Genomic DNA, 24,512 nt, shown 5'->3' on the forward strand with positions numbered 1-24,512 from the left:
AACTCAATACTGGGTTAGGATGACTTACGTACTCGTAGGTACCACTCAGAAAGTAGGCGAACCTGTTTCTCGGTATAGCCTTTTTCCATCATGCGAGCGACAAAGTCGTCATGCTTCTTCTGATCTTCAGAAGAGGTTTTCGCATTAAATGAGATAACCGGAAGTAGCTCTTCGGTATTGGAGAACATTTTCTTCTCGATTACTGTGCGCAGTTTTTCGTAGCTGGTCCAAACCGGGTTTTGACCATTGTTATTCGCTTTCGCACGAAGCACAAAGTTAACGATTTCGTTTCGGAAATCTTTCGGGTTAGAAATACCAGCTGTTTTTTCGATCTTCTCTAGCTCAGCATTCAGTGAAGAGCGATCAAATAGCTGACCAGTTTCTGGATCTCGGTACTCTTGGTCTTGAATCCAGAAGTCTGCATAGGTGACATATCGGTCGAAGATGTTTTGGCCGTATTCAGAGTAAGACTCAAGATAAGCGGTCTGAATCTCTTTACCGATAAATTCAACGTATCGAGGTACTAGGTAGCCTTTCAAGAACTCGAGATATTTCTCTGCTGTTTCAGCAGGGAACTGTTCGCGCTCAACCTGTTGTTCAATCACATAGAATAGATGTACAGGGTTGGCTGCCACTTCGGTTTGGTCGAAGTTAAATACGCGTGACAAAATCTTAAAGGCAAAACGTGTTGAGAGACCGTTCATGCCTTCATCGACACCAGCATAATCACGATACTCTTGATAGCTTTTTGCCTTTGGATCCGTATCTTTCAGCGTTTCACCGTCGTATACGCGCATCTTAGAGAAGATGGACGAGTTTTCAGGCTCTTTAAGTCGAGAAAGAATACTGAATTGTGCCAGAGTCTCGAGCGTGCTTGGTGAACAAGGGGCTTGAGACAACTCACTGTTTTCGAGAAGTTTTTGGTAGATTTTGACTTCTTCTGAAACACGTAGACAGTAAGGTACTTTCACAATATAAACACGGTCCAAGAACGCTTCATTGTTCTTGTTGTTACGGAAGGTCTGCCACTCAGATTCGTTTGAGTGAGCCAGAATCATACCGTCGAATGGAATCGCAGAAAGGCCTTCTGTACCGTTGAAGTTGCCTTCTTGCGTTGCTGTTAACAGCGGGTGAAGCACTTTGATTGGTGCTTTGAACATCTCAACGAATTCCATTAAACCTTGGTTTGCTTTACACAGCGCACCGGAGTAGCTGTAAGCGTCTGGATCGTCTTGCGAATAGTGTTCAAGCTTACGAATATCGACTTTACCAACCAATGATGAGATATCTTGGTTGTTTTCATCGCCTGGTTCAGTTTTGGCAATACCGATTTGGTCAAGGATAGAAGGGCGTACTTTCACTACTTTAAATTTGGTGATATCACCACCAAACTCGTGAAGACGTTTAGCGGCCCAAGGAGACATGATCGAGCGAAGATAACGGTGCTCGATGCCATATTCTTTTTTCAAAATATCGCCATCTTCTGTGGCTTTGAATAGGCAGAATGGATGGTCATTCACTGGGCTGCGTTCGCCGTTAGCAGTAAGAACATAAATAGGCATCTGTTCCATCAGAGCCTTAAGCTTTTCTGCAAGCGAAGACTTACCGCCACCTACAGGGCCGAGTAAGTAAAGAATCTGCTTACGCTCTTCTAGGCCTTGCGCCGCATGTTTTAGGTAAGACACAATTTGTTCTATGGCATCTTCCATGCCATAAAAGTCTTTAAAGGTTTCATAACGAGAGATAACACGATTCGAGAAGATTCGGCTTAGTCTCGGATCCTTTGCCGTATCGATTATCTCTGGTTCACCAATCGCCATCAGTAGGCGTTCTGCTGCATTAGCATAAGCGCTTTTGTCATCTTTACACAGGGCTAAAAACTCCTGTAACGACATCTCTTCATCTTTTGCAGCTTCATATCTTGATTGATAGTGGTCGAAAATACTCATGTCGCTTTCCCCTTTAATAGTCAGTCTACCGACGAACGTTGATTCAGGCTTTCCACCAACAGTTATGCTCGTTGTTGTTTGAATATACGTCCTGTTATCACATTTGGTTCGTACAGAATGTAAGATTGGCGACACCAAAGACTTTGCTTTATGGACGGTTTTTTCGTTACAACGGTGAGCGGTGGATATGAATTTTTCAATCACAGCCTTTCTCTACTTAAGCCTAGTCGGGGATTTGCAATTTTGCTTAACAATTATGAATTTATTGTAAAAGTGACATTTGAATCACTCTTTTATTAAGGACGAATTTATGTCGTGAATAGGTGCAATAGAAATCAAATATTTGGCAAAGACAGAAGAGTCTCAGTGATTCGTTGTTCTACATTGAGCAAGGTAAGTGAAAGAGGTAGGAAGAGAGCAAAGTCTTAGATAAGTTTGTGACAGGGTAAATAACAAGGAGAGCGGGCGCTCTCCTCATTCTTAGACGACCATTTTATGCGCTGAAGATTTGCGCTAGTTCGTTTTCACATAAATGATACTGACGAGGGCAGTTACGCCAAGTTTGCAGCATACGGCGGTATTTATCTAGCATCGGCATTTGGCTGTTAAAGTGATGATCTGCCTTGTCAAACTGAGGGTACAAACCTTCAGAATCGATGAGAAAACGTACGTAATATACTTGTTGCGCTTCTGAAGCGATATCAAATCCCAAGAACTTCAAGCGGCGCTGATCTACGTTGCTGCGGTCTTCATCGTCTAGCATGTTGTAAGATTCTTGCATCGCATGATACATCTCCATAACGTCGATGATCTCACGACATTCTGCTTCTGAGAGGCAGCCGAAATCTTTGTTCAACTCTCGCATTTGTAGTTCATAACCACGTTCAACGATCGTTTGTAAGCGTTTGTATTTGGCCGCATTACTTGGATCAAGTTGAGACATAAGGTTGTATTGGTTTGATAGAATCAAACGTTGAGCGTTTGACATTTCCATGGTGACCTCACTAGATATCTAATACATTTTTAATGTGCTTAGGTTAACGCTTAAGACATGAGTGAAACATGATCTCAACACATATTTAATACTAAAAAATGGCAAGAACTGTCACTTTTGACCAGTTTGAAAACACTTATTTATGGTAATGATTGTATATGTAGTCTCGGTCTGAAAATACTCTCAGCCACTCTGGCTTGAATACGGTTAAAACCGCCAGTGCCATACCATTTAATAGACCTTCTGGAAAGGCGAGCAACGGCACAAAAACAAAGTAGTTATGTTGAATGGTTTCCCAATCGTAGTGACCAACTGATAGGTGATAAAAAGAGTTAATGATGAGGTGCAGACTTCCTGTTATCGCGCCATTGAAAAATCCAGCAACGAAGATGAAAACAAAAATGTTTCGTGGCAAGTAGTGGTAACTCAGAAGAAACACTAAGTAACTAATGAAAATCGGAATTAGGGCAGATAGAACTAACGACGTGGGTAAGAGTAGCAAGGACACATCATGTAGTAGGTGGTTGACCAACATAGCGGGAATGCTGAGTATAAATGCCATGCGCCAACCATACATCATCGTCAGCGTTGTTAGTGCAAGAAAATGAATCTGTAATCCTTCTTTTACACCTGCTTGAGCGGCCCATAAAATACTGAAAAAGAAGAGCGTTGCAAAAACGAGGTGCTGAAATCCTTTTTCTTTTTCCAGTTTGGGCCAAACGACTTTTTTCCAATCTGGTAGGCAGTAGACTACTACTATCCAAATTGAGACAACAAGAGAGCCTAAGTTAAACAAATCCATGTTACTTCCTTCCTATGCGAACATGACGCAATCATTTCTATCGTTCTTTTTATACCTAAATGACCGCAGAGAAACTCACTGATAAGGCTTAGATATAATCAAAAAAATACCAGCAATAAGCTGGTATTTTAAAGAGGTTAGTCTTGCGGTTCACTTAGTATTTTACGTTATCGTTGTATTGAGCAAGAATGGATTGAATTTCATCCATGGTTTCTTTCGGTGGCGGGTTTACGCCTTCGAGTGGGTATTCTAAGCCTAACGCTTCCCACTTATGAGCCCCTAATTTGTGGTAAGGAAGTAACTCGACCTTTTCGATGTTATCCATGTCTTTAATAAATTCACCAAGCATGTGTGCTGCTTCTGGGTCATCTGTGTAACCAGGCACGACGACATAGCGAATCCATGTTTTCTTTCCGATTTTTTGCAAGTAACGAGCAAAGTCCAATGTGCGTCGGTTGGATACACCGATGAGATCTTGGTGCACTTCGTCTTTCATGTGTTTGATGTCAAGCATGACTAAGTCTGTTGCATCCAGTACTTCATCGATAACATCAGTGTGCTTACGAACATAACCGTTAGTATCTAGACATGTATGAATGCCTTCGGTTTTAGCTGCGCGGAAAAAATCACGTACGAATTCCGGTTGAAGCATCGCTTCGCCGCCAGAACAAGTAACGCCACCACCTGATGCATTCATGAAGTGGCGGTAACTTTTCGCTTCGGAAATGATTTCTTCAACCGTGACTTCTTTGCCATCATGCGTGTCCCAAGTATCGCGGTTATGGCAATACTTACAGCGCATTAAACAACCTTGCAAGAAGACGATAAATCGAATACCAGGTCCGTCTACGGTACCACATGACTCAAATGAGTGAATACGACCAGCTGTTGACATCTTTTGCTCTCATTACTAGTAAATTCTAGCTGTTATTTTATTACAAAAAGCAGGGTTAAAACAGCTTTGTCGGTACTAAAGGCAAGGTTATTTGAAGAAAGAAAATAGATGGAGCCAATCTGCATAAACGCTTGAACACGAGGTGGTTAATACCTACCCCGAGAACTTGCCGTGTATCTAGATTGACTTCGATGCTGGGATAATCCAGTTTTTAGAAAAAGGCGAACACGGAGAACGAGCCTGTCCCATAAACATCGGTTTGGGCTTCTTCATAATCCGGTGTTTTAATTGTAAAGGTGATGCTTGCACCGTAATTTTGGTTGTACCAAGATACTCCCGCGACGGCACTTGCTTGCCAATTTTGCAGTGTGACGTCGTATGGCGCTGACGGTTCAGGAATGCCAGGACGATCTCCTTCGATAGTCATGTCATTAAAGCGGTAACGACCTTCAAACCCGGTGAACAAGAACCAACTCGACGTGTTCTGAGCGATCATACTTGCTGAAAAAGGGCTTTCGACACTGATATTGGCGGCTCCGATGCTATTCGCTAGGTTTGTACCCCAACGAAACATGACGCCTTGAGAGACATCACTACGGAAGTTACCCGCATTGATGTCGTTAATGTTGGTGATCTCCCATTGTGTTTTTTGTTCTTCGCTGCGCATCAATTTGTTAAATACGCGGTAACCAAGGCTGAACGCAACTTTATCTTCAATCTGGTAATCCCAACCTTGAGGGTCCGTCGATCCTGTTATGCCGTGAACGATTTCTTGCGCCTTTTCTGATAGCGAACTTTCACCCGTAGCTCCTATGGTGAAATTGTACCGTACAGCTTTGTCACTCGTTAGGGAAAGGTAGTTGATTTCGGTGTGTAGGTAACCGGCATATGGGCGATCATTGATTAGTGGATAATCGGCTTCAATGTCGCTTGGAGTCCACATTTTGTGGCCAAGAACCAACTCTATTTTATCGATATTGGCGTGCTCTGAGTTAGCTAGACTCAGCCATTTCCATTGGCTTTCTTGTATCAGTTGGTCTGTCGCGTACGAAAGGAAAACACCATTCGTATAGTCTTGATCGACGCCAAAAATACCATCGTTGTCGATGGTAAAAGAAACCGTAGACTTAGTGGATGCTATTGCAACTGGAGAAAGAAGGGTAAGAATAATTAATTTACTAAATCTCATAGACTTTATTTGCTAACTTTTTTCGCATCATACGTAAGAATGCGGGCAAAAGTCTTTCGCGATATCACAACTTTCATTCAAGAAATAAAAAAAGGCTGATGCTACTTAGCATCAGCCTTTGTTGTATTACTAGAACGTTATTTCGCTATAGTCTTATAGAGACTCAGTGAATGTACGTGCGATTACGTCAGCTTGTTGCTCTGCAGTTAGAGAGTTGAAGCGAACAGCGTAACCAGATACACGGATTGTTAGCTGAGGGTATTTCTCTGGGTGCTTAACTGCGTCTTCTAGAGTTTCACGGTTAAGAACGTTCACGTTTAGGTGTTGGCCACCTTCGATACCCGCTTCGTGGTGGAAGTAACCATCCATCAGACCAGCAAGGTTAGCGCGTTGTGAACCCTCATCTTTACCTAGTGCGTTAGGTACGATAGAGAATGTGTAAGAGATACCATCTTGTGCGTCAGCAAACGGCAGTTTAGCAACTGAAGTTAGTGATGCTACAGCACCTTTCTCGTCACGACCGTGCATTGGGTTTGCACCTGGAGCAAATGGAGCACCAGCACGACGACCATCAGGCGTGTTACCAGTTTTCTTACCGTAAACCACGTTTGAAGTGATAGTAAGAATTGACTGAGTAGGGATTGCGTCACGGTAAGTCTTAAGCTTACGGATTTTGCCCATAAATACAGAAACAAGTTCACATGCAATGTCATCAACGCGTGGGTCGTTGTTACCGAATTTAGGGTAATCGCCTTCGATTTCGAAGTCGATTGCTAGACCGTCTTCGTCACGAATTGGCTTAACTTTTGCGTATTTAATTGCAGATAGTGAGTCAGCTGCAACAGATAGACCAGCAATACCACAAGCCATAGTACGTTTAACGTCACGGTCGTGTAGAGCCATTAGTGCCGCTTCGTAGCTGTACTTATCGTGCATGAAGTGGATAGCGTTTAGTGCAGTCACATATTGTTTCGCTAGCCAATCCATGAAGTGGTCCATTTTCTCCCACAGTTCATCGTAGTTAAGAACATCGCCTTCGATCTTAGGCATTTGCGGGCCAACTTGGATTTTTAGCTTCTCATCCACACCACCGTTGATGGTGTAAAGCATTGTTTTTGCAAGGTTCGCACGAGCACCGAAGAACTGCATTTGCTTACCAACAACCATTGGAGATACACAACATGCGATCGCGTAGTCGTCAGAGTTCATGTCTGGACGCATTAGGTCGTCATTTTCGTACTGAATAGAAGAAGTATCGATAGATACTTTCGCACAGAACTTCTTGAAGCCTTCAGGTAGTTGCTCAGACCAAAGAACAGTGATGTTTGGCTCTGGAGAAGGACCCATAGTGTATAGTGAGTTTAGGAAACGGAAGTTTGTACGAGTAACTAGCGTACGACCGTCAAGACCCATACCACCCATAGACTCAGTTGCCCAGATAGGGTCGCCAGAGAATAGATCATCGTACTCAGGAGTACGTAGGAAACGAACCATACGTAGTTTCATTACGAAGTGGTCGATCATTTCCTGAGCTTGTTCTTCAGTTAGCTTACCAGCCGCGATATCACGTTCGATGAAGATGTCTAGGAACGTAGAAGTACGACCTAGAGACATAGCCGCACCGTTTTGAGATTTAACAGCAGCTAGGTAACCGAAGTAAGTCCACTGAATAGCTTCTTGCGCAGTTTCAGCAGGACGAGAAATATCACAACCGTATTTTGCAGCCATTTCTTTGATTTGACCTAGAGCACGGTGTTGCTCTGCGATCTCTTCACGAAGCTGCATTGTCATTTGTAGGTCTTCGCCGTTCTCAAAACGCTCTTGTAGAGAAGAGAACTGCGCGAATTTATCCTTCATTAGGAAGTCAATACCGTATAGAGCAACACGACGGTAGTCACCGATGATACGACCACGACCGTATGCATCTGGAAGACCAGTCAGTACGCCAGATTTACGACACGCCATGATTTGAGGAGTGTAGATATCGAAAACGCCTTGGTTGTGAGTTTTACGGTATTCTGTGTAGATTTTTTTAACTTGTGGGTCTAGCTCGCGGTCGTAGGCTTTGCATGAACCTTCAACCATGCGGATACCACCGTTAGGGATGATCGCACGTTTTAGAGGAGCGTCAGTTTGAAGACCTACGATAGTTTCTAGGTCTTTTTCGATGTAGCCTGCATCGTGAGCAGTGATGGTAGAGATAACTGAAGTATCAAAATCAACAGGAGCGTGAGTCGCGTTCTCTTGTTTGATGCCTTCCATTACCTTAGCCCAAAGCTTGTTAGTCGCTTCAGTACCTTCAGAAACTAGGAAAGATTCGTCGCCTTCGTACGGAGTGTAGTTCTTCTGAATGAAATCACGAACGTTTACTTCGTTTTGCCAGTCGCCTGCAGCAAAACCTTCCCAAGCTTTAGCAAATTGCTCTGCCATGACATACCTACCTTTTTAGTAGAAAAAAATACGTACTGCTTCGCCGTTGAGCCAGCTATCCCCAGATAAAAGAGGGGAACAGTACACTCTTATGAATAACAATATTTATAGTCTTAAATTTACGTATTCGATTTACAAAACTATAAATATTGTCACTAGTTTTAACGTTTCTCTTTTTAAGCAACAGTTAGAGGTTAAACTAAAATTTTTTTGCAAACCTTAAACTAAATCAATAAATCCTCAAAAATCTCGATAAAAATGGGGTAGCGACGAGCGCTACCCACAAATTTCTGGACTGCTAGCTTATAGCCAAGCTTGGATGCCATACTGGCCTTCAAGCATACCAACTGCAAGCATAGCAACTAAACAGATAACAAGTACGCTTACTGGGATCACAATCTTGTCTACAAATGATAGGCGAGACGCGCGCTCTTTATCTCCAATTAAACCGTTGTTATCTAAAAGCATAGTTAGTGCCCAAGCTAGAACTGGGTTAACAACGGCAGAACCAAAGATACAGATACCTGCTGCTTGTGAGTCTTTCGAGTCCTTCACCATCTGCATGCCAGCTTCAAGCAGTGGTAGAGATACACCAACGAGAAGAGCAACGCGCATAACTGGAGGCCATACTGCAACGTCCATAGGAAAACCAAGGATTGCAACAATAATACATAGAGAGCCTAGTAAGATGGCGCCAGCAGGAATAGGGCGTTTCGCGATTGCAGCAGGGATCATGTAAGTCCCCCAAGATGATGTGATGTTACCACCACCCACTGCAGTACCGACCATTTGGCGAACGGAACACATTGTCATTGTGTCATCAACGTCCATCAGCACTTTCTCACTCTTACGTGGATAGTTCATCTCTTGGAAGATACGGTGACCCAAGAAGTCAGGTGACCACATTGCTACCGCAAGAATGGCGAATGGTAGAGAAGCGATGAAGTGTTCCATATTAGGAAGACCAAGCATCCAACCTTCTTCTGTTGAACCCCACCAGTAGATTGGATTTAGGTTTGGAAGGCCTGTCTCGGTTACGAATTTAATATCGAAGCCTGCGCCAAGAGCAAGTGCGATTGCAAGCCCAGTGAAGGCACAAACAGGGATCGCTAGCCAGCGTTTGTTCACTTTAGCAAGGAACGCGTATAAGCCAATGGTAACCGCAAGAACAATTAGACCGATGTAACCCATGCTACCAGCGGCAACCGTATCGGATTGCAAACCAACAGCCCAAGCTTGAATAGAGTTAATTTGGCTCATGGTTCCGGTTAAACCTAGGAAAATAAGAAGGCCACCAGCCGTACCTTCAGAGGTGAGGTTAACCAGTTTTGACCCACCTTTTAAGAGGCTCAAAATCAAACCAAACACACCAATGAGAATTGCTAATGCAAGAGGGTGAGCACCAGCAAGAGCGATGGTACCAATAAGAGGGATCATTGGGCCGTGGTTGCCTGCTAGGTTGGCTTTAGGGTTAATAAAACCAGAGGCAAGTACACAGAAAAGAAGTGCAGGGATGAGCATTTCTACACGCGCAACTTCGATAGCAAAGTCCTTGCCTAAGTTTACGTGGTCCCATGCTGCAGTAAGACCTTCAGCCCAAGACATCATTACCGCAGAGTACATTGCGATAATACCGATAGTACCAGCAAGCGCTGGAACAAGGTCTTCAAGCTCAAAGCGGAAGTCACGACCTGGCAAGTTCAAGCCAAAACGACGTGGCTTCATAATTTGTAGTTCGTGGTCTAGGTAGTCTGAACGGCTTGCGAACTCAGATGCTGGACGATGAAGCTCACGGTAGCTCTTGGTCTCGATATCTGAATCAGAGTGCGTTTTGTTAACTGCGTCTGACATAGATTCCTCATATATTTAAAAGTTATGAATTCTTCATTCAATTGTGTTAATCCGCATCCTGCGGCACGCTTATGCTAGCTATTGTTAGATTTGTTACACGTCGACACTGTGCCTAAGCATAGCTAATAACTTATTGTGTTGAGGCACAAAAAAAGCCTCATCTTTTGGCAGGAGTCTAGCAAGATAGCCATTTAGGGTGATTGATTTAGATCACTTTAAGAATGGTTGTGAAATAAAACTACAGAAAGTTTCTGGCATGCGAATGAGATGCGGAGATCTTGTGTAATTTCATTACACAAGTTGCATAAAATTAGAACTTTTTGTCCTTTTGCACGAGATGCAGATTAAATGTCAATATTCACGGTGATTATATAAAGCTGGCTTTATTCTTGCTTTGGACAGAGCAAAGACAATTTTTTGGCTAATCATTGCCGCTCAGTTTAGGAAAAAGACATGAAACAGCTTAAAGTACTGCCACTAGTGGCAATCATCTCAGGGTTAATGGTCGGTTGCGGCGGCGGTGGCGGCGGTGGCGGTGGTGCAGCGCCGAAAACTGCGTTTACTTTTGATTTTGCTATACCAGCAACAATGACTGAAAGTGAAGCAACTACGAAAGGTTGTACTGTATATGACCACAAAACTGAGCTGAACGGCGATAAAACGGTTTTAACCTACAGTGCAGCGTCAAAAGAGCAAGTGACCAACTATGTTATCGGTTACTACTCTGATGCCGATGGCAAAAGATCCGGAGACATTATCAAACCTACCACTGATAACTTTAAGTTTTATCTTGAAGATATCCCTGACGGCGGCTTTGTAACGTTTCAAGCAATAGAATTTAACGGCAAAGAAGCTCGCGTAAACACGTTTTCAAAAGAGTTCTTGCAAGATAAGAAACTACGTAATGCTACTTTTGCACTAAACCGAGACTCTTTGAACAAATGCTTTACTGGCGGTAACTTAGCAAGCAATAAGTTTACTAACTTAGATTACCGAAACGCTGAATCAGGTGGCGGAGATTACAACTTTGTCTCGCAAACCGATATTTTCACGTCTCCGAACCCTGATATGTTGCCTACTGATGAACTGATGGGGCTTAAAGGTGAACCAACGGCATTGTTTCAGTATGAATCAGGTTCAAGTGACAAAGCGCTTTACCAGTATGGTATTGGTTCGTGGGGAACTGGTGAGATAGCCTTAGTTAGAGCGGATAATACGTCAAACATTTATTCGTCTTCTGACTATACTTACGACTCGCTCAACATTGGCTTTGTTACTAACGGTTTTGCATATGACGCGTTGAAGCTGGATAAAACGGCCGTTGAATATAATCGCCCTAGTGCAACGAATAAAGAAACTTGGGTATACATGGCGTTCTCAGAGAATCAAGTTAATGGTTGGGAGTCTCTACTTAACGAAACGATCTCTGACGGATGGGATATTGACGTTGATCCGAGTGCTTACTTAAATATTGATAACCTGCCGAACACAAAACCAAGTGTATCAACGCAAGGAAGTGCAGAGTCCGTGATTGATCTGGACATGGGCTTAACATCGTCTACTGAAGGCTTTACTCGTGTCGCTTACTTTGCAACTTCAGGCGACTACAGAGTCACACATCGCATTTTCACAACAAGTGATAGTGATTCTGTTGTTGTTCCTGAATTGCATTACTACAACTTCCCAACATCGGCCGTTAACGGTTTGAAGGTTTCAGCTTCGGACGATTTTAATCGCACTGCTTTAGTAGTGAATGAAGATAGTAATATTGATTCTAAAGTTTTCATGAGCTTCTTCTCCAATGGTGAAGCGTCAGAGCCTGAACTAGATGAAGACCTAGATGGCATCATTACTTCTGAAAAAGAAGGCTTAGAAAATGAAGTGACATTACGTACTTCAAACTCGTTGGTAGTCAGTCGTTTTAATTAATTCATTGCGACCTCGAATAGGTTTCAATTAACACTTTTGTAAATTTATTAAGCCCCTTTGAAAGGGGCTTTTTTATATTTAATATTCAACTTTTGAAGAATATGTTGCTATATATTGCATATTAATTTGTTTATCGTATCTTTCTATTCGAATTATTTAGGTTAATAATTTGTTGCAAGTTTCAAGGGGCGGTGCTAATTTGTTCCGAATTAGAGAGGGCGGAGTCCCTTAATTGCAGTGACAAAAACACAGGGAGTAGGGCGCATGAATGATGTACCAGCGCTAGATATAAAAGACCTGCACAAAACATTTGGACAAAATGAAGTTTTAAAAGGCATTTCACTTGCCGCGCACAAAGGAGATGTTATCTCCATCATTGGCTCTTCCGGCTCAGGTAAGAGTACCTTTCTCAGATGTATCAACTTGCTAGAAACGCCTACCGCGGGCGAAATTTGGGTAAATGGTGAATTAATCCAAATGAAGAACAACAGAGCAGGTGAATCTGTTCCTGCTAATGAAAAGCAAGTCCAACGTATTCGCTCACGCCTGGCAATGGTTTTCCAAGGTTTCAACCTCTGGTCTCACCTAACCGTACTAGAAAACGTGATTGAGGCGCCTGTTCATGTCCTAGGCGTGCCAAAAGCTCAAGCGATTGAAAACGCAGAAGTCTTGCTTAAGAAAGTAGGCTTGTATGAGCGTAAAGATTATTACCCTGGGCACTTATCTGGCGGCCAGCAGCAACGTGCCGCTATTGCCCGTGCGCTAGCAGTTGACCCAGAGGTGATGTTGTTTGACGAGCCAACTTCTGCGCTTGACCCAGAACTTGTAGGAGAAGTTCTGGGGGTAATGAGAGATTTGGCAGATGAAGGGCGAACTATGCTGGTGGTCACGCACGAAATGGCGTTTGCGCGTGACGTATCAAACCATGTGATGTTTTTACATCAAGGCTTAGTGGAAGAACAGGGAAATCCAGCTAAGCTATTTACAAACCCGGATTCAGAACGATTACAGCAGTTTATCTCATCCATTTACTAATATTTGTTAGGCGGCAGACTATTGCCTCCTAAGCCAACACAACAAACAAAACGAAATAAAATAGCAATCACAGGAGTATGGAAATGAAAAAGTGGTTATTAGCAGCAACGATTGCTGCAACGGCAGTATCAGGTGTTGCCCAAGCGAAAGAATGGAAAACAGTTCGCTTTGGTATCGAAGGTGCTTACCCTCCGTTTAGCTGGACAGAAACTGATGGCTCAATAAAAGGCTTTGACGTAGACATGGCAAATGCACTCTGTGAAGAGATGCAAGTGAAGTGCAAAATCGTCGCTCAAGATTGGGATGGTATTATTCCTTCTCTGCTTGCACGTAAGTACGATGCCATCATCGCAGCAATGTCTATCACTGAAGAGCGCAAGAAAAAAGTCGATTTCACTGGCAAGTACGCACAAATTCCAAATAAATTTATCGCTAAGAAAGGTGCTGGTCTAGATTTTGATAATCTTAAAGATGTCAAAATTGGCGTGCAACGTGCGACGACACATGACAAGTACTTAACTGACAACTACGGCGATGATGTTGAAATTGTGCGTTATGGCTCTTTTGATGAAGCGTATCTTGATCTAGAAAATGGTCGAATTGCTGCCGTTTTAGGTGATGCGTCTGCTCTAGAAGAGGGTGTGATCAACAAAGCAGGTGGCGAAGCTTATGAGTTTGTTGGACCATCGTTAACCGATCCAAAATGGTTTGGCGAAGGTATGGGTATCGCTGTTCGTAAACAAGACAAAGATCTGACGAAGAAACTCGACGCAGCAATTATTTCACTACGTGAGAAAGGTGTTTACCAAGAAATTGCTGGTAAATACTTTAACTACGATGTGTACGGTGAATAAACCGTAATTAAGCGACCGTTGGCTTGTTCCTAGAAGTAGTCAACGGTCGATTTTTTGAGTTTAGGGATTAGGAACTCACCTATGCTAGATTTACAAGGATACGAAGCTTCGATTTTGAAGGGAGCTTTAGTAACAATAGAAGTTGCAGTGCTTTCACTCATTCTCGCCATGGTCTTAGGCATGCTTGGCGCATTAGCTAAGTTAGCACCTTACAAATGGGCAAGGGCGATTGCCACTCTTTACACCACCGTTATTCGCGGCATTCCAGATTTGGTTCTGATGATGCTAATTTTCTTTGGTGGACAAATACTTTTAAATAACAGCCTTTACTCCATCAACGAAACGCTCAACGAGTGGTTTGCCTCGAGTGATCCAAACCATGAATGGACGTCTTACTTACCTGATTATATTGATGTCAGCCCATTTATAGCTGGTGTACTCACGATTGGTTTTATCTTTGGCGCCTACATGGCGGAGACTTTTCGTGGAGCGATCATGGCGGTGGACAAGGGTGAATTAGAAGCGGCGAAAGCTTATGGGATGAGTTCTGCTTTATCGTTTAGAAGAATCTTACTTCCTCAGATGATTCGTCATGCATTACCTGGATTTGGTAATAACTGGTTAGTGTTACTTAAGACCACAGCGTTAGTTTCCATTATTGGTCTGGATGACATGGTGAGAATGAGCTCATTGGCAGCAGGTACAACGAAAATGCCGTTCACCTTTTACATGGCTGTCGCGCTCATCTTTCTATTTTTTACCAGCGTTTCGACCGGGCTACTCAAGCTTGTTGAGCGTAAGTTCAGTATTCATGCGAGGTAAGTTATGGACTTTTCTTTGATTATTGAAAGCTTTCCAACTTATCTTCAGGGACTTTGGACAACAGTTTGGTTAGTGGGATTAGCGTTGGTTATTGGCTTGTGTGTCTCTATCCCATTAGCCGTGGCACGCAATAGTACCAATTACGCTCTAAGCTTACCTTCTTGGGGATTCATTTACTTTTTCCGTGGAACGCCGCTATTGGTTCAGCTGTATTTGATTTACTACGGCATGGATCAGTTTTTCCCTGTGAAAGATACCTTGTGGGAGAACGCTTGGTTCTGTGCTTTGGTCGCTTTTATTCTGAATACATCGGCTTACACCGCAGAAATTATTCGTGGTGCGATTAATGGTTTGCCGAAAGGTGAGGTGGAAGCTGCGAAAGCCTATGGCATGAGTAAGTTTATGACATACAGACGTATTATCTTGCCGAGTGCATTGCGTCGAGCATTACCAGCTTATTCCAACGAGGTCATATTTATGCTGCACGGAAGTGCAGTCGCGGGCATCGTTACCATCATGGATTTAACTGGTGCTGCGCGTCTAGTTAACTCGCGCTACTATGCACCATTTGAGTCTTTCCTGACGGCGGGGCTGTTCTACATGGCACTGACGTTTATGATTTTGTGGTGTTTCAAAGTGGCAGAGAAGCGTTTCTTAGCTTATCTGCGTCCTTTAAGCTAATTATCAATAGAGGCAATAGCACCGGAGTGGGTGCTATTGCTTTTGATAATTTTGTTATCTTCATTCCTATTTTTCCAGCCGATGTAAAAGACTCTTTCTTATTATTCATTAACTTACATTAACATTCGATAAACTCATTGTTTAGTAAGTAAAAATGAAAAAAACAATTCTATCGTTGGGCATTGCCGCCTTAGCCACAGGATGTGGTGGGGGAGAGGGAGAATCACAACCTAATGCTCAAGTAAAACCAACGCAAGCTCCAGTTCAACAAGCTCTGGAAACTGGTAATGCACTGCTCGTTTCTGACCCGAGCGATTTCATTCGAGAAAGTCGTCAGGTTGTAGAAGCCCACAAGATGCAGTCGAATACGATCAAATCTGCAATTGCGAAAAGCCTTTCAGGTCTTTATTGGGATCCAACCCATGATGCCGCGATCTTGGCACCTCAGTATGGCTTCAACGACACCATCTTGATGACCAATAAGGCCATGGCAAGCGGTTACAAAGATCAAGCTCTGTCAATTGGCGTTGCCGGGGAAAAGTCTAATGGTCAACGTTACGCACTATTAGGTAGTAACCCATTTAGAACGGCACAACGTTTTCCCGACTCTTCCAACGCAGCGATGACGAAATGGTTAAGTAACCTGGTCACTTGGTTGTCGGGCGGAGTTACTTCAAACGTCGTCATCGCGCAAATGGATCAGTCTTATTACTTTCCGGATGAGCAAGCGACTCGGAATTGGCTGAAAGACAATGTTTCACAAGAGTTGGCGTTTAACGAGGCCAACCTATGCGATGGTTCGAAGCTACTTAGCTGCTTGCAAACCAATACTCCAAACTTATTGATCTTGTCACAGCATCTGCAATCTGGAGATACCAACAAACCAGTACTCGAAGCTTTGGAATACGCTGAGCAAGTCCAAATTCCTGTTCTATACCTGCATTGGGATGGAGGACTAACTGATCTTGGCCAAGACATTTTGGAAAAATTCCATGTTGATTATGTGGGAGATAACTATTGGCGTAAGTTAGGCTTGGTCAACTGGGAACCTTCATCGTTGATGAACGTTGTGCCGGACTCTGTCATCACACAACAAGCGCTGTTGTCTCGTTTTGAATCTCAAAATTTCAACGTTGACTTGTCAAAGTGTGATGACAAATCCTGCCCTGACACTGCGAATATGGACAGTCAATTTTATGCAGGGGCAAACAGCATTCGCCATTGGTTGCAAAAGCTTGATGAACAAAAAGTAGATTTGTTTAATCAAAACGGCTACCAATACGAAAAACTCATGGTATTGCTGGCTGATCATTATCGTCAAACGGTTGTCTTCCCGATGGACAAACAATCAACCCAAACGACCGAATTCCTAAAGTCGTACTTTGCCGATTACGTGCAATACAACAGCCGAAGCGTAAACCCAAAACAACCAAATATGGGGAACTTCAGCCGTAGTGAGTTTAGCCCTGACATAAAGAGAATCAGTGCAACGATTAATATGGAATCAAAGCGTAACTTCCGTTCGGCTGGTGTGTATGCGCTTCCTGGGGAAACCTTTACGGTTAAACGTAATGACAGCAATGATGTGGCGACTAAGATTGTCATCAACACTTTAAGAAGTGGTGCAACTCATGAGTTCAGCAAAGATGGATACACGCGACCAAAACTGCTGACTTCATTCGGCTATGAAGTAAAGCCGGGTGAAACCATCACGCTGACTTCTCCTTATGGTGGTCCAGTACAGGTTCACTTTGACAAAAATGATGTTCCGGTTGAACTGAAATTTAATCATGTGGCACAGCATCCAGTTTGGAGAAGTGAGAAGGACAACGACGCTTTTATTCAACAGTTAGAAGCCAATTTATTCGATTGGGCTGAGCTGATCACTCCTGGGTTTGAAGTACACTCAAAGCGCGACAAAATGTTGGAGTCGGTCAACGATGAAATGTGGTCTACCCCTTCGGAAATGGCGCTTGCAACAGAAGAATATGTTCACAACTACCCGCATGTGCTGGCAGGTTTCCAAGGGCCGGGCATAGATGAAGTGCCTGAAATTATTCAATACGCCCAAAACCAAGGTTGGGAAATCGCCAATATTGATATAGTGAAGCACATGAACGCTGACCAAGCGACGTGTGGTTATGGTTGTTCGGGTAACCCTTACGATACTTACTGGTCATTCAGCCCACTCGGTCACGGTGATTTACATGAGCTTGGTCATGGTTTAGAAAAAGGTCGATTCCGATTTTCAGGCTGGGAAGGGCATTCAACGACCAATTACTACTCGTATTACAGTAAGTCTCGTTTCTTCCAGAATACGGGAAAAGTTTCAACTTGCCAAAGCTTGGATTTCAAAGGCCAGTTTGAATTATTGCAAGCTAGCCGAACTCAAGCGGATCCAAACGCATACATGGCTGCGCAAAATCAAACCAGTTGGAGTTGGGGCGCTCGTGTTTACATTCAAATGATGATGGCGGCGCAGCATGAAGGTGTGCTTAAAAATGGTTGGCATTTATTGGCGCGCTTGCACCTGATTGAACGTGAGTTTAACCGCTTAAAATCGGACGACGCGCTTTGGGATGAGAGACGATTGAGCATTGGTTTTGCCAACTACTCTCGGGAAGAAGCAAATAGCATCTCGAACAACGACTGGTTGCTTATTGCTCTGAGCTACATCTCTCAGCGAGATATGACTAGCTATCTCGATATGTGGGGGTTCTCGTTCACAGAAAAAGCGAAACAGCAGGTTGTGGCGCTGAATCTACCGCCGATGCCGCTCACTTACTTTGCAAGTAGTAATACAGGCTACTGTCTGAACGAATTTGCTCAAACACCGATAACTATTGATGGTCAAACGGTTTGGCCGCTAAATCAGTGATTAACTGGTAATTTGTATGAAAAGGGAGACTGAGTCTCCCTTTTTATTGGACTAAGCTTAGCGTTGAGTCTCGCTTATAGCTTTGCAATAAATTACTTAAATGTCGACCAGATTGGTGCGTGATCTGAAGGCTTCTCGATACCACGAAGCTCATAGTCGATACCAGATTCAATACACTTTTCCGCTAGAGAAGGGGTTGCCAAAATGACATCAATTCGTAGGCCACGGTTATCATCAAAACCGCGAGAACGGTAGTCAAACCACGAAAATTGATCGTTCACCTCTGGGTATAGCTTACGGAAGGTGTCCACAAAGCCCCAGTCTAGTAAGGTTTTCAACCATTCGCGCTCTTCAGGTTGGAATGAACATTTACCTGTTTTTAGCCAACGTTTACGGTTTGGCTCGCCGATACCGATATCTGCATCAATAGGGCTGATGTTGATGTCACCCATAACAATCAATTGCTCGTCGTTATTGTGATGATCGTTTAGGTAGGTCATCAGATCTTTATAGAATTGGCGCTTGTATGGGAATTTGGTTTCGTGGCTGATGTTATCCCCTTGAGGGAAGTAGCCGTTTAGCACAGTGACCTTTTCGCCGTTTTCATTTAAAAACGTTGCCATGATCATGCGCTTTTGATGTTCTTCGTTATCCGTCGGGAACCCTTTTTGTACGTGTAGAGGCTCTTGCTTACAAAGCATTGCTACGCCGTAATGTGCTTTTTGACCATGAAAATACACTTTGTAGCCCATGGCTTCGACAGCTTCAATCGGGAATGCTTCATCGTGAACTTTAATTTCCTGAAGACCAATTACATCAGGTTGGTGTTTGTCGATTAGCGCTTGGAGTTGGTGCAGTCGCGCACGTAGTCCATTGATGTTAAAGCTGATTACTTTCATTATTTATCCTTTTGGGGCGTACTTTTTATGAATAGTATCATTGTGTAAGAGCACTGAAAATGAGTCTCGGTGAAAGGAGTGAAACGCTCTGAGCTACTTTGCTTTTAATTTGTTTTCTAAGTCGTTTTGCACGATCTTTAAAGCGTTAAGCGCAACTTCTGGATCTATCTCATTGCTCTCAAGCAAATAGATTAAATCGACAGCCAGTTTGATCTCTTCAGGTGCGTCATCTAAAGGCGAGGTTGGTTGGTCAGCCATTATTGATGTTTTTCCCTATGTGTAATTTGGTTCTCTAGCTTAAGAAGTGCTGCTTCACAACGCGCTAAACGTTGCTCGGTTGCTAGTAATACTTTTTGAGCGTCGGCACGCATAAAACTCGGAGCGCTTTCGACAGCACGTTCTTTTTCTAACACCATCTCGCGCAAGCGTCTTGCCCACTCTTGGTGTTGAGCGAGCTCCTGATAAAGCACGTTGATAGGCTTACGGAAATGGCTGCTATGTTTGATTTCATTCTTACGAATTTTAGTGGTAGAAATCTCGCGTTGAATCGCACCGATTTGCGCCACTAACCGTTCAGTGAGGTACTCAGCGCGCAAAGCGGTGAGCTTACCTTCATTTTGCTCACGCACAATCGCATCCAGCGTGGCTTTTGCTTCTTTTACGCAAGGAGTAAGTAAGCGAGAGCGGCAACCAAATAAACGCTCATCAAAAAGCGGAACATGATGTTCGCCTCTTTGACGGTCAAGAACAGCGGCTTGCTTCGCCATTTGTTCTAGATTTTCCTGGAGTTGAGAAATGTTCATGACAAACCTACAAACCATGCGTCATAAGCCAATTTAATGGCTAGTATGCTGACGACAGTAACAAATACAGGACGAATGAATTTAGAACCAAATCTAATAGCGGAGTGCGCGCCAACAAAAGCACCAGCCATTAAACATACTCCCATTGTTAAGCCTAGCACCCAGTTGATATGTCCGAGGAATGCAAAAGTGATCAAAGAGGTAAAGTTACTGGTAAAGTTCATTGCTTTTGCTAAGCCAGAAGCGAGCAAGATATTCAGCCGGTACAGCGCCATTGAACTTACTGTCCAAAAAGCCCCAGTTCCAGGCCCTGCGAGTCCGTCGTAGAATCCTATGGATAAGCCTTGCATGTACTGTTTTTTATGAAGTTTTGGACAAGGCTCGGGTATTGGACTTTGATGAGCAGAGTGGGGTGTTTTATGAAAAACGGTATACAACGCTGCCGCCAAAATAACAAGCGGCAATCCTTTTTCCAGCCAATCCGTACTAATCGCATCTACAAATAGCGTACCTAATGTCGCTCCGACGAGTGTTGCCACGAATGCACGCCTCCAGCATTGAGGTTTGAATAGACGTTTTTTGTAGTACGTAAATGCTGCAGTAGAAGAAGCAAAGGTAGCGGCAAGTTTATTGGTGCCTAGTGCAATATGAGGCGGCAAGCCTAGCGAAAGTAGAGCAGGTACGGTAAGCATGCCACCACCACCGGCAACTGCATCAATAAATCCTGCGACAAAAGCGACAAGCGCCAACACCAACAGCATGGTTGGCTCAATCATTTCCATAAATGGTGATTCTTCTAATATTCTATTTTACGTTTAAATGGAGGTAGTGAGTCGATTAAGGCTTGTCCGTATCGCTTAGTGACTAGGCGTCGATCAAGAATCGTTACTCTACCAGAATCTCTCTCTTTACGCAGTAAGCGACCTACGCTCTGGATCAGCTTTTTGCTTGCGTCAGGTACAGTTATTTGCATAAACGGGTTTCCTCCTTTTTTCTCGATGTATTCGGAGTGAGCCTGCTCAACAGGGGAGGTTGGAACACCAAATGGAATTTTTGTAATCACCAAGTTTTCAAGTAATTCGCCAGGTAAATCTAGCCCCTCAGAGAAACTGCCAGTACCAAATAAGATGCTGGTTTTATTTGATTCTATTAACTTTTTATGTTTTTTTAGAATTTCTTGACGTGAGCTTTCACCTTGAACTTGCAACGCCCAGCCTTTTTTTATGAACTCCGAAGAGAGTGCCTTCGCGACTTGGTTCATCTGCCAATAGGATGAGAATAATACTAAGTTGGCTTTCTTGTCTTCCAAGTACTTAGGCAAGGTCTCAATAAGATATTCAGTAAATTGAGGCGCTGGTGGTTCATATTTCATCGCAGGGATGAGTAATTCTGCTTGGTTTTGGTAATCGAATGGTGACGCAAGCGCTAAAAACTGAGTGCCTGATTCTGGTTTTCCATCAATACCAACCTGATGGCAAAAGTAATGGAAAGAGTTTAATGCACGCATCGTTGCGGAAACCAAAATGGCGCCAATACATCTGCTCCAAATCTGTTGGTCGAGTTGCCATCCAATTTCAAGTGGCGAAACACTCACAATGAAATCACCCTCGCGATCGGGGTGGGTTTCTAACCAGCGAGCTAAAGGCGCACCTTTTTCACGAGTTGGTTCAGCCATTAAATGCCATACTTGCGCTAGGTTTTCTAACCTTTGAATGTAGAAACCGAGCTCTGCAAGCGCTGGTTCAGCCAACCTTGTCGCAAGCTCCCCGTCTTTTACTCTTTCCGCAATAAGGTCGGCAATTTTTGCCACGCTCTGATTTGCTTTTTTACTGAACTGTTTTAGTTCTTTGGATTGGTTCTCTAGCCACTCAGGTAGTTCACCGTGTTCGAAGCGGTAGATACCCTCTTCAAATTGAGCTGGGTCGAACTGTTTGGGCAATTGAGTCAGTGCCGGTATCAAGTTCTGAACCGCGTCTTGAAGGTCGTTGCGAAATCGAGCTACGCGTTTCTCGTCTGCGAGTGATGAAAACTTACTAATCGACTGATTTAACTTCTCAAGCCATGCTGCCGCACCTTTTAAACTCGCAGATGCTGAAGCATGGTCACGAGCGACGTGAGGTAAGTGATGTGCCTCGTCGAAGACGTATATCGTATTTTCTGGCTCAGGTAAAATCACGCCGCCACCTAAATCTGCGTCTGCCATGACGAGAGAGTGGTTAGCAATGATGACATCGTTTTTATCCAACTCTGAGCGCGCTTTTTGGAATGGGCAGCCGCGGTGGCCTGGTAAACTGTTATTGCAACTGTGTTTATCACTGACAATCAGTTGCCAAAGCTTATCGTCGATGGGTTTAGGCCAAGAATCACGGTCACCGTCCCATTTACCTTGCGCAAGAGAGCGATGCATTGTTTCTAACAGCTCTATATCTTTTTGCTTAGGTTTGGTTTCAAACATGGCTAACTGGCCACCATCAGCACCGCTAGCAGTAGCGAGCTTTTCTGCACAACAATAGCGTTGACGGCCTTTTGCCAAAATAAAAGAAAACTCTCGGTCGGTAATCCGACGAAAAAGAGGGAGGTCTTTATTTATGAGCTGCTCTTGCAGAGCGACGGTCGCCGTTGAGATAACCACTTTTCTATTGTTATGTACAGCCACGGGAATGGTTGCCATTAGATAGGAGAGCGATTTACCAATTCCAGTCCCTGCTTCTGCAACGAGTATTCGGTTAGATTTGTGATACTGACCGCACAGCGTTTTTGCAATCTCTGCAACAAGGTAGTTTTGTGCTCTTCTAGGCACAAAGTTATCAAGTTGATCTTGAAGGTTTTGATAGCTATTACGAATCGATTTTTGAATGTTACTGGTCAGCATACGGGCCTCAAATGCGTTGGAGGCGAATAGTAGCACACATCACTAGTTGTACAGTAGTTCACAAAACGGAATGCTTTTATAAGGAATGTAGATCTCCTTCACAAAAAAATATTGAACCTTATCTTAATGAAATTAATTTCATTATATGAAAAATATAAAACTCCAACTTGGTCTGATTTGTGGGTTTTTATTCTTTTTTTTGTTTTTTTAAATTTACTTATTGGATTAAAAAACCATTTGTTAATAATTTTGTAAATTACAAATAATAATGGAGATTGGTTAGATGTTCGTCGAATAAATAAAGGTAAACTTATCAAGTTGTTGTTTTATAATGGTATTTTGTTTTTTTTACATTGGTATTTAGAAAATTTGACAGCCAGAATAATCTTTTGCACTCTTAGCTCCAGATTTTGAGGAGGTGCTGTATAACGTTTTGTTAACGCTCTACCTCAAACATATAAAAAAAGGGAACCGGACAAGGATATCCCGAACTAAGAAAAGGCAGTGGATTAATTATGAAAAAAACTCTATTAGCACTAGCTGTAGTTGCGTCTGCAACTTCAGTGAACGCAGCTGAAGTATTCAAATCTGAAGAAGGTTCTGTAGATTTCTACGGTCAGCTACGTCCAACTCTTCTATTCACAGAAAAAACTGATCACACAGCAGAGCTAAACACTAGCTCTTCTCGTACTGGTGTGAACGCGGTTTACGTTGTTGACGAAAGCCTAAAAGTTCTGGGTGAAGTTGAAATCGGTGTTGCTCTAGGTGACAACTACGACGCAGGTGCTGATTCAAGCGAGCGTACAGATGACTCTGTATACGTACGTCGCCACATCATCGGTTTTGATATGGGTGATATGGGTACTCTTCGCTTCGGTAAAGAAGGTACTTGGGCTGATGACGTATACTTCGCAGATTACTCTTACTTCTTCGGTGGTAACGCAGCGGAAACTGCATACGGTCACGCTTGGAACAACGATTCTCAAATCAAATACGCTTACGAAAATGACGCGTTCTGGCTAAAAGCTGGTTACGCGCTAGGCGAAAAAGATTCTAACGAAGAAGTACTAGAAGTATTCGTTGGTAAATCTTTCAACGACCTATCTCTACACGCTGGTGTACTTACTGCGAACAACGACATCAACGTAACTAAAGAGAAAAAACTAGTTCTTAATGGTGTAGAGCAAACAGTTTCTCACACAGAGCGTACTGATAACGAAAACCTATCTTTTGAAGTAACTGCTGAGTACGCACTAAACGAGCACACTCTAGGTGCTACGTACTACTACAACGAAAACGAAGATAAGCTAGGTAAATCAACAGTTGATTCACACTACATCGTTGTAGCTGGTATGTTCGCTGTTGCTCCTAAAACAACTCTATACTCTGGTTACGAGTACCTAGCTCAGTCTACTGACGAAGCAGGTAAAGTAGACGCAGACTCTTCTTGGTTCTACGCTGGTGTTGAATACAAGTTCTCTAAATGGGCACGTGTATTCGCAGAAGCGGGTTACACTTTCGAAGGTACTGACTTCGACAACAAAGACACAGACGACGCAACTAACTTCGGTGTTGGTGCTCGTTTCTACTGGTAATCAATACCCAGTTTGATATTGTAAGACCCAGCTA

The 24,512-nt window shown here is 43.3% G+C and carries 19 protein-coding genes; 7 read left to right on the top strand and 12 right to left on the bottom strand.

Annotated features, from left to right (window positions below):
* Positions 1-14: 14 nt before the first annotated feature.
* The 7 genes from R7Q11_RS07270 to R7Q11_RS07300 all read right to left on the bottom strand — a co-directional run bounded on the left by R7Q11_RS07270 (position 15) and on the right by R7Q11_RS07300 (position 10,110).
* Positions 15-1,949 (bottom strand): PrkA family serine protein kinase, encoded by a 1,935-nt coding sequence (locus R7Q11_RS07270; protein WP_005378447.1) that lies wholly within the window; start codon positions 1,947-1,949, stop codon positions 15-17.
* A 493-nt stretch (positions 1,950-2,442) separates the two neighbouring features.
* The gene (locus tag R7Q11_RS07275; protein WP_170893721.1) at positions 2,443-2,943 is read right to left on the bottom strand and encodes a YfbU family protein; all 501 of its coding nucleotides are present in this window, start codon (positions 2,941-2,943) and stop codon (positions 2,443-2,445) included.
* 136 nt (positions 2,944-3,079) lie between these two features.
* Positions 3,080-3,745, bottom strand: a complete 666-nt coding sequence (locus R7Q11_RS07280) for an energy-coupling factor ABC transporter permease (protein ID WP_104978939.1) — start codon at positions 3,743-3,745, stop codon at positions 3,080-3,082.
* Positions 3,746-3,899: 154 nt separating this feature from the next.
* Positions 3,900-4,640, bottom strand: a complete 741-nt coding sequence (gene pflA, locus R7Q11_RS07285; protein ID WP_005387854.1) for a pyruvate formate lyase 1-activating protein — start codon at positions 4,638-4,640, stop codon at positions 3,900-3,902.
* 211 nt (positions 4,641-4,851) lie between these two features.
* Entirely contained in the window at positions 4,852-5,829 is a 978-nt protein-coding gene (locus R7Q11_RS07290) for a lipid A deacylase LpxR family protein (RefSeq protein WP_053303245.1), read from the bottom strand.
* A 153-nt stretch (positions 5,830-5,982) separates the two neighbouring features.
* Positions 5,983-8,259, bottom strand: a complete 2,277-nt coding sequence (pflB, locus tag R7Q11_RS07295; RefSeq protein ID WP_005378442.1) for a formate C-acetyltransferase — start codon at positions 8,257-8,259, stop codon at positions 5,983-5,985.
* A gap of 303 nt (positions 8,260-8,562) precedes the next feature.
* Positions 8,563-10,110 (bottom strand): DUF3360 family protein, encoded by a 1,548-nt coding sequence (locus R7Q11_RS07300; protein ID WP_005378441.1) that lies wholly within the window; start codon positions 10,108-10,110, stop codon positions 8,563-8,565.
* Between the two features lie 453 nt (positions 10,111-10,563).
* On the opposite strand from R7Q11_RS07300, the gene R7Q11_RS07305 reads away from it, so the two are divergent.
* The 6 genes from R7Q11_RS07305 (at position 10,564) to R7Q11_RS07330 (ending at position 18,309) form a co-directional block, all read left to right on the top strand.
* The gene (locus R7Q11_RS07305) at positions 10,564-12,039 is read left to right on the top strand and encodes a hypothetical protein (protein ID WP_017820023.1); all 1,476 of its coding nucleotides are present in this window, start codon (positions 10,564-10,566) and stop codon (positions 12,037-12,039) included.
* Between the two features lie 264 nt (positions 12,040-12,303).
* Positions 12,304-13,074 carry an ABC transporter ATP-binding protein gene (locus R7Q11_RS07310; protein ID WP_005378438.1) on the top strand — a complete coding sequence of 257 codons (771 nt, stop codon included), beginning with the start codon at positions 12,304-12,306 and terminating at the stop codon, positions 13,072-13,074.
* Positions 13,075-13,157: 83 nt separating this feature from the next.
* Positions 13,158-13,928 carry an ABC transporter substrate-binding protein gene (locus R7Q11_RS07315; protein WP_005378437.1) on the top strand — a complete coding sequence of 257 codons (771 nt, stop codon included), beginning with the start codon at positions 13,158-13,160 and terminating at the stop codon, positions 13,926-13,928.
* Between the two features lie 81 nt (positions 13,929-14,009).
* Positions 14,010-14,750 carry an ABC transporter permease gene (locus R7Q11_RS07320; RefSeq protein ID WP_005378436.1) on the top strand — a complete coding sequence of 247 codons (741 nt, stop codon included), beginning with the start codon at positions 14,010-14,012 and terminating at the stop codon, positions 14,748-14,750.
* Positions 14,751-14,753: 3 nt separating this feature from the next.
* The gene (locus tag R7Q11_RS07325) at positions 14,754-15,431 is read left to right on the top strand and encodes an ABC transporter permease (RefSeq protein WP_005378435.1); all 678 of its coding nucleotides are present in this window, start codon (positions 14,754-14,756) and stop codon (positions 15,429-15,431) included.
* A gap of 154 nt (positions 15,432-15,585) precedes the next feature.
* A complete protein-coding gene (locus R7Q11_RS07330; protein WP_225466334.1) occupies positions 15,586-18,309 on the top strand; it encodes an ImpA family metalloprotease in 2,724 nt (907 codons plus the stop codon).
* Positions 18,310-18,401: 92 nt separating this feature from the next.
* On the opposite strand, the gene xthA is transcribed toward R7Q11_RS07330, so the two are convergent.
* The 5 genes from xthA to dinG form a co-directional block, all read right to left on the bottom strand.
* Positions 18,402-19,208, bottom strand: coding sequence for an exodeoxyribonuclease III (xthA, locus tag R7Q11_RS07335; protein ID WP_005378433.1), 807 nt, complete (start codon positions 19,206-19,208; stop codon positions 18,402-18,404).
* A gap of 93 nt (positions 19,209-19,301) precedes the next feature.
* A complete protein-coding gene (gene rsmS, locus R7Q11_RS07340) occupies positions 19,302-19,466 on the bottom strand; it encodes a pleiotropic regulatory protein RsmS (protein WP_005378432.1) in 165 nt (54 codons plus the stop codon).
* A complete protein-coding gene (locus tag R7Q11_RS07345) occupies positions 19,466-20,011 on the bottom strand; it encodes a primosomal replication protein (protein WP_005378431.1) in 546 nt (181 codons plus the stop codon). The genes rsmS and R7Q11_RS07345 overlap by 1 nt, the downstream gene beginning before the upstream one ends.
* Entirely contained in the window at positions 20,008-20,793 is a 786-nt protein-coding gene (locus R7Q11_RS07350; protein ID WP_005387866.1) for a sulfite exporter TauE/SafE family protein, read from the bottom strand. The genes R7Q11_RS07345 and R7Q11_RS07350 overlap by 4 nt, the downstream gene beginning before the upstream one ends.
* A gap of 14 nt (positions 20,794-20,807) precedes the next feature.
* Positions 20,808-22,883 carry an ATP-dependent DNA helicase DinG gene (gene dinG, locus R7Q11_RS07355; RefSeq protein ID WP_167415105.1) on the bottom strand — a complete coding sequence of 692 codons (2,076 nt, stop codon included), beginning with the start codon at positions 22,881-22,883 and terminating at the stop codon, positions 20,808-20,810.
* 515 nt (positions 22,884-23,398) lie between these two features.
* On the opposite strand from dinG, the gene R7Q11_RS07360 reads away from it, so the two are divergent.
* The gene (locus tag R7Q11_RS07360; protein WP_005378424.1) at positions 23,399-24,478 is read left to right on the top strand and encodes a porin; all 1,080 of its coding nucleotides are present in this window, start codon (positions 23,399-23,401) and stop codon (positions 24,476-24,478) included.
* Positions 24,479-24,512 lie beyond the last annotated feature (34 nt).

It is taken from the genome of Vibrio sp. 970 (assembly GCF_033339075.1).

What these genes read in the sequence shown, in the direction of transcription:
- R7Q11_RS07270 (WP_005378447.1), bottom strand. Translation starts at nt 1,949, where the DNA reads ATGAGTATTTTCGACCACTATCAATCAAGATATGAAGCTGCAAAAGAT.
- R7Q11_RS07275 (WP_170893721.1), bottom strand. Translation starts at nt 2,943, where the DNA reads ATGGAAATGTCAAACGCTCAACGTTTGATTCTATCAAACCAATACAAC.
- R7Q11_RS07280 (WP_104978939.1), bottom strand. Translation starts at nt 3,745, where the DNA reads ATGGATTTGTTTAACTTAGGCTCTCTTGTTGTCTCAATTTGGATAGTA.
- pflA (WP_005387854.1), bottom strand. Translation starts at nt 4,640, where the DNA reads ATGTCAACAGCTGGTCGTATTCACTCATTTGAGTCATGTGGTACCGTA.
- R7Q11_RS07290 (WP_053303245.1), bottom strand. Translation starts at nt 5,829, where the DNA reads ATGAGATTTAGTAAATTAATTATTCTTACCCTTCTTTCTCCAGTTGCA.
- pflB (WP_005378442.1), bottom strand. Translation starts at nt 8,259, where the DNA reads ATGGCAGAGCAATTTGCTAAAGCTTGGGAAGGTTTTGCTGCAGGCGAC.
- R7Q11_RS07300 (WP_005378441.1), bottom strand. Translation starts at nt 10,110, where the DNA reads ATGTCAGACGCAGTTAACAAAACGCACTCTGATTCAGATATCGAGACC.
- R7Q11_RS07305 (WP_017820023.1), top strand. Translation starts at nt 10,564, where the DNA reads ATGAAACAGCTTAAAGTACTGCCACTAGTGGCAATCATCTCAGGGTTA.
- R7Q11_RS07310 (WP_005378438.1), top strand. Translation starts at nt 12,304, where the DNA reads ATGAATGATGTACCAGCGCTAGATATAAAAGACCTGCACAAAACATTT.
- R7Q11_RS07315 (WP_005378437.1), top strand. Translation starts at nt 13,158, where the DNA reads ATGAAAAAGTGGTTATTAGCAGCAACGATTGCTGCAACGGCAGTATCA.
- R7Q11_RS07320 (WP_005378436.1), top strand. Translation starts at nt 14,010, where the DNA reads ATGCTAGATTTACAAGGATACGAAGCTTCGATTTTGAAGGGAGCTTTA.
- R7Q11_RS07325 (WP_005378435.1), top strand. Translation starts at nt 14,754, where the DNA reads ATGGACTTTTCTTTGATTATTGAAAGCTTTCCAACTTATCTTCAGGGA.
- R7Q11_RS07330 (WP_225466334.1), top strand. Translation starts at nt 15,586, where the DNA reads ATGAAAAAAACAATTCTATCGTTGGGCATTGCCGCCTTAGCCACAGGA.
- xthA (WP_005378433.1), bottom strand. Translation starts at nt 19,208, where the DNA reads ATGAAAGTAATCAGCTTTAACATCAATGGACTACGTGCGCGACTGCAC.
- rsmS (WP_005378432.1), bottom strand. Translation starts at nt 19,466, where the DNA reads ATGGCTGACCAACCAACCTCGCCTTTAGATGACGCACCTGAAGAGATC.
- R7Q11_RS07345 (WP_005378431.1), bottom strand. Translation starts at nt 20,011, where the DNA reads ATGAACATTTCTCAACTCCAGGAAAATCTAGAACAAATGGCGAAGCAA.
- R7Q11_RS07350 (WP_005387866.1), bottom strand. Translation starts at nt 20,793, where the DNA reads ATGGAAATGATTGAGCCAACCATGCTGTTGGTGTTGGCGCTTGTCGCT.
- dinG (WP_167415105.1), bottom strand. Translation starts at nt 22,883, where the DNA reads ATGCTGACCAGTAACATTCAAAAATCGATTCGTAATAGCTATCAAAAC.
- R7Q11_RS07360 (WP_005378424.1), top strand. Translation starts at nt 23,399, where the DNA reads ATGAAAAAAACTCTATTAGCACTAGCTGTAGTTGCGTCTGCAACTTCA.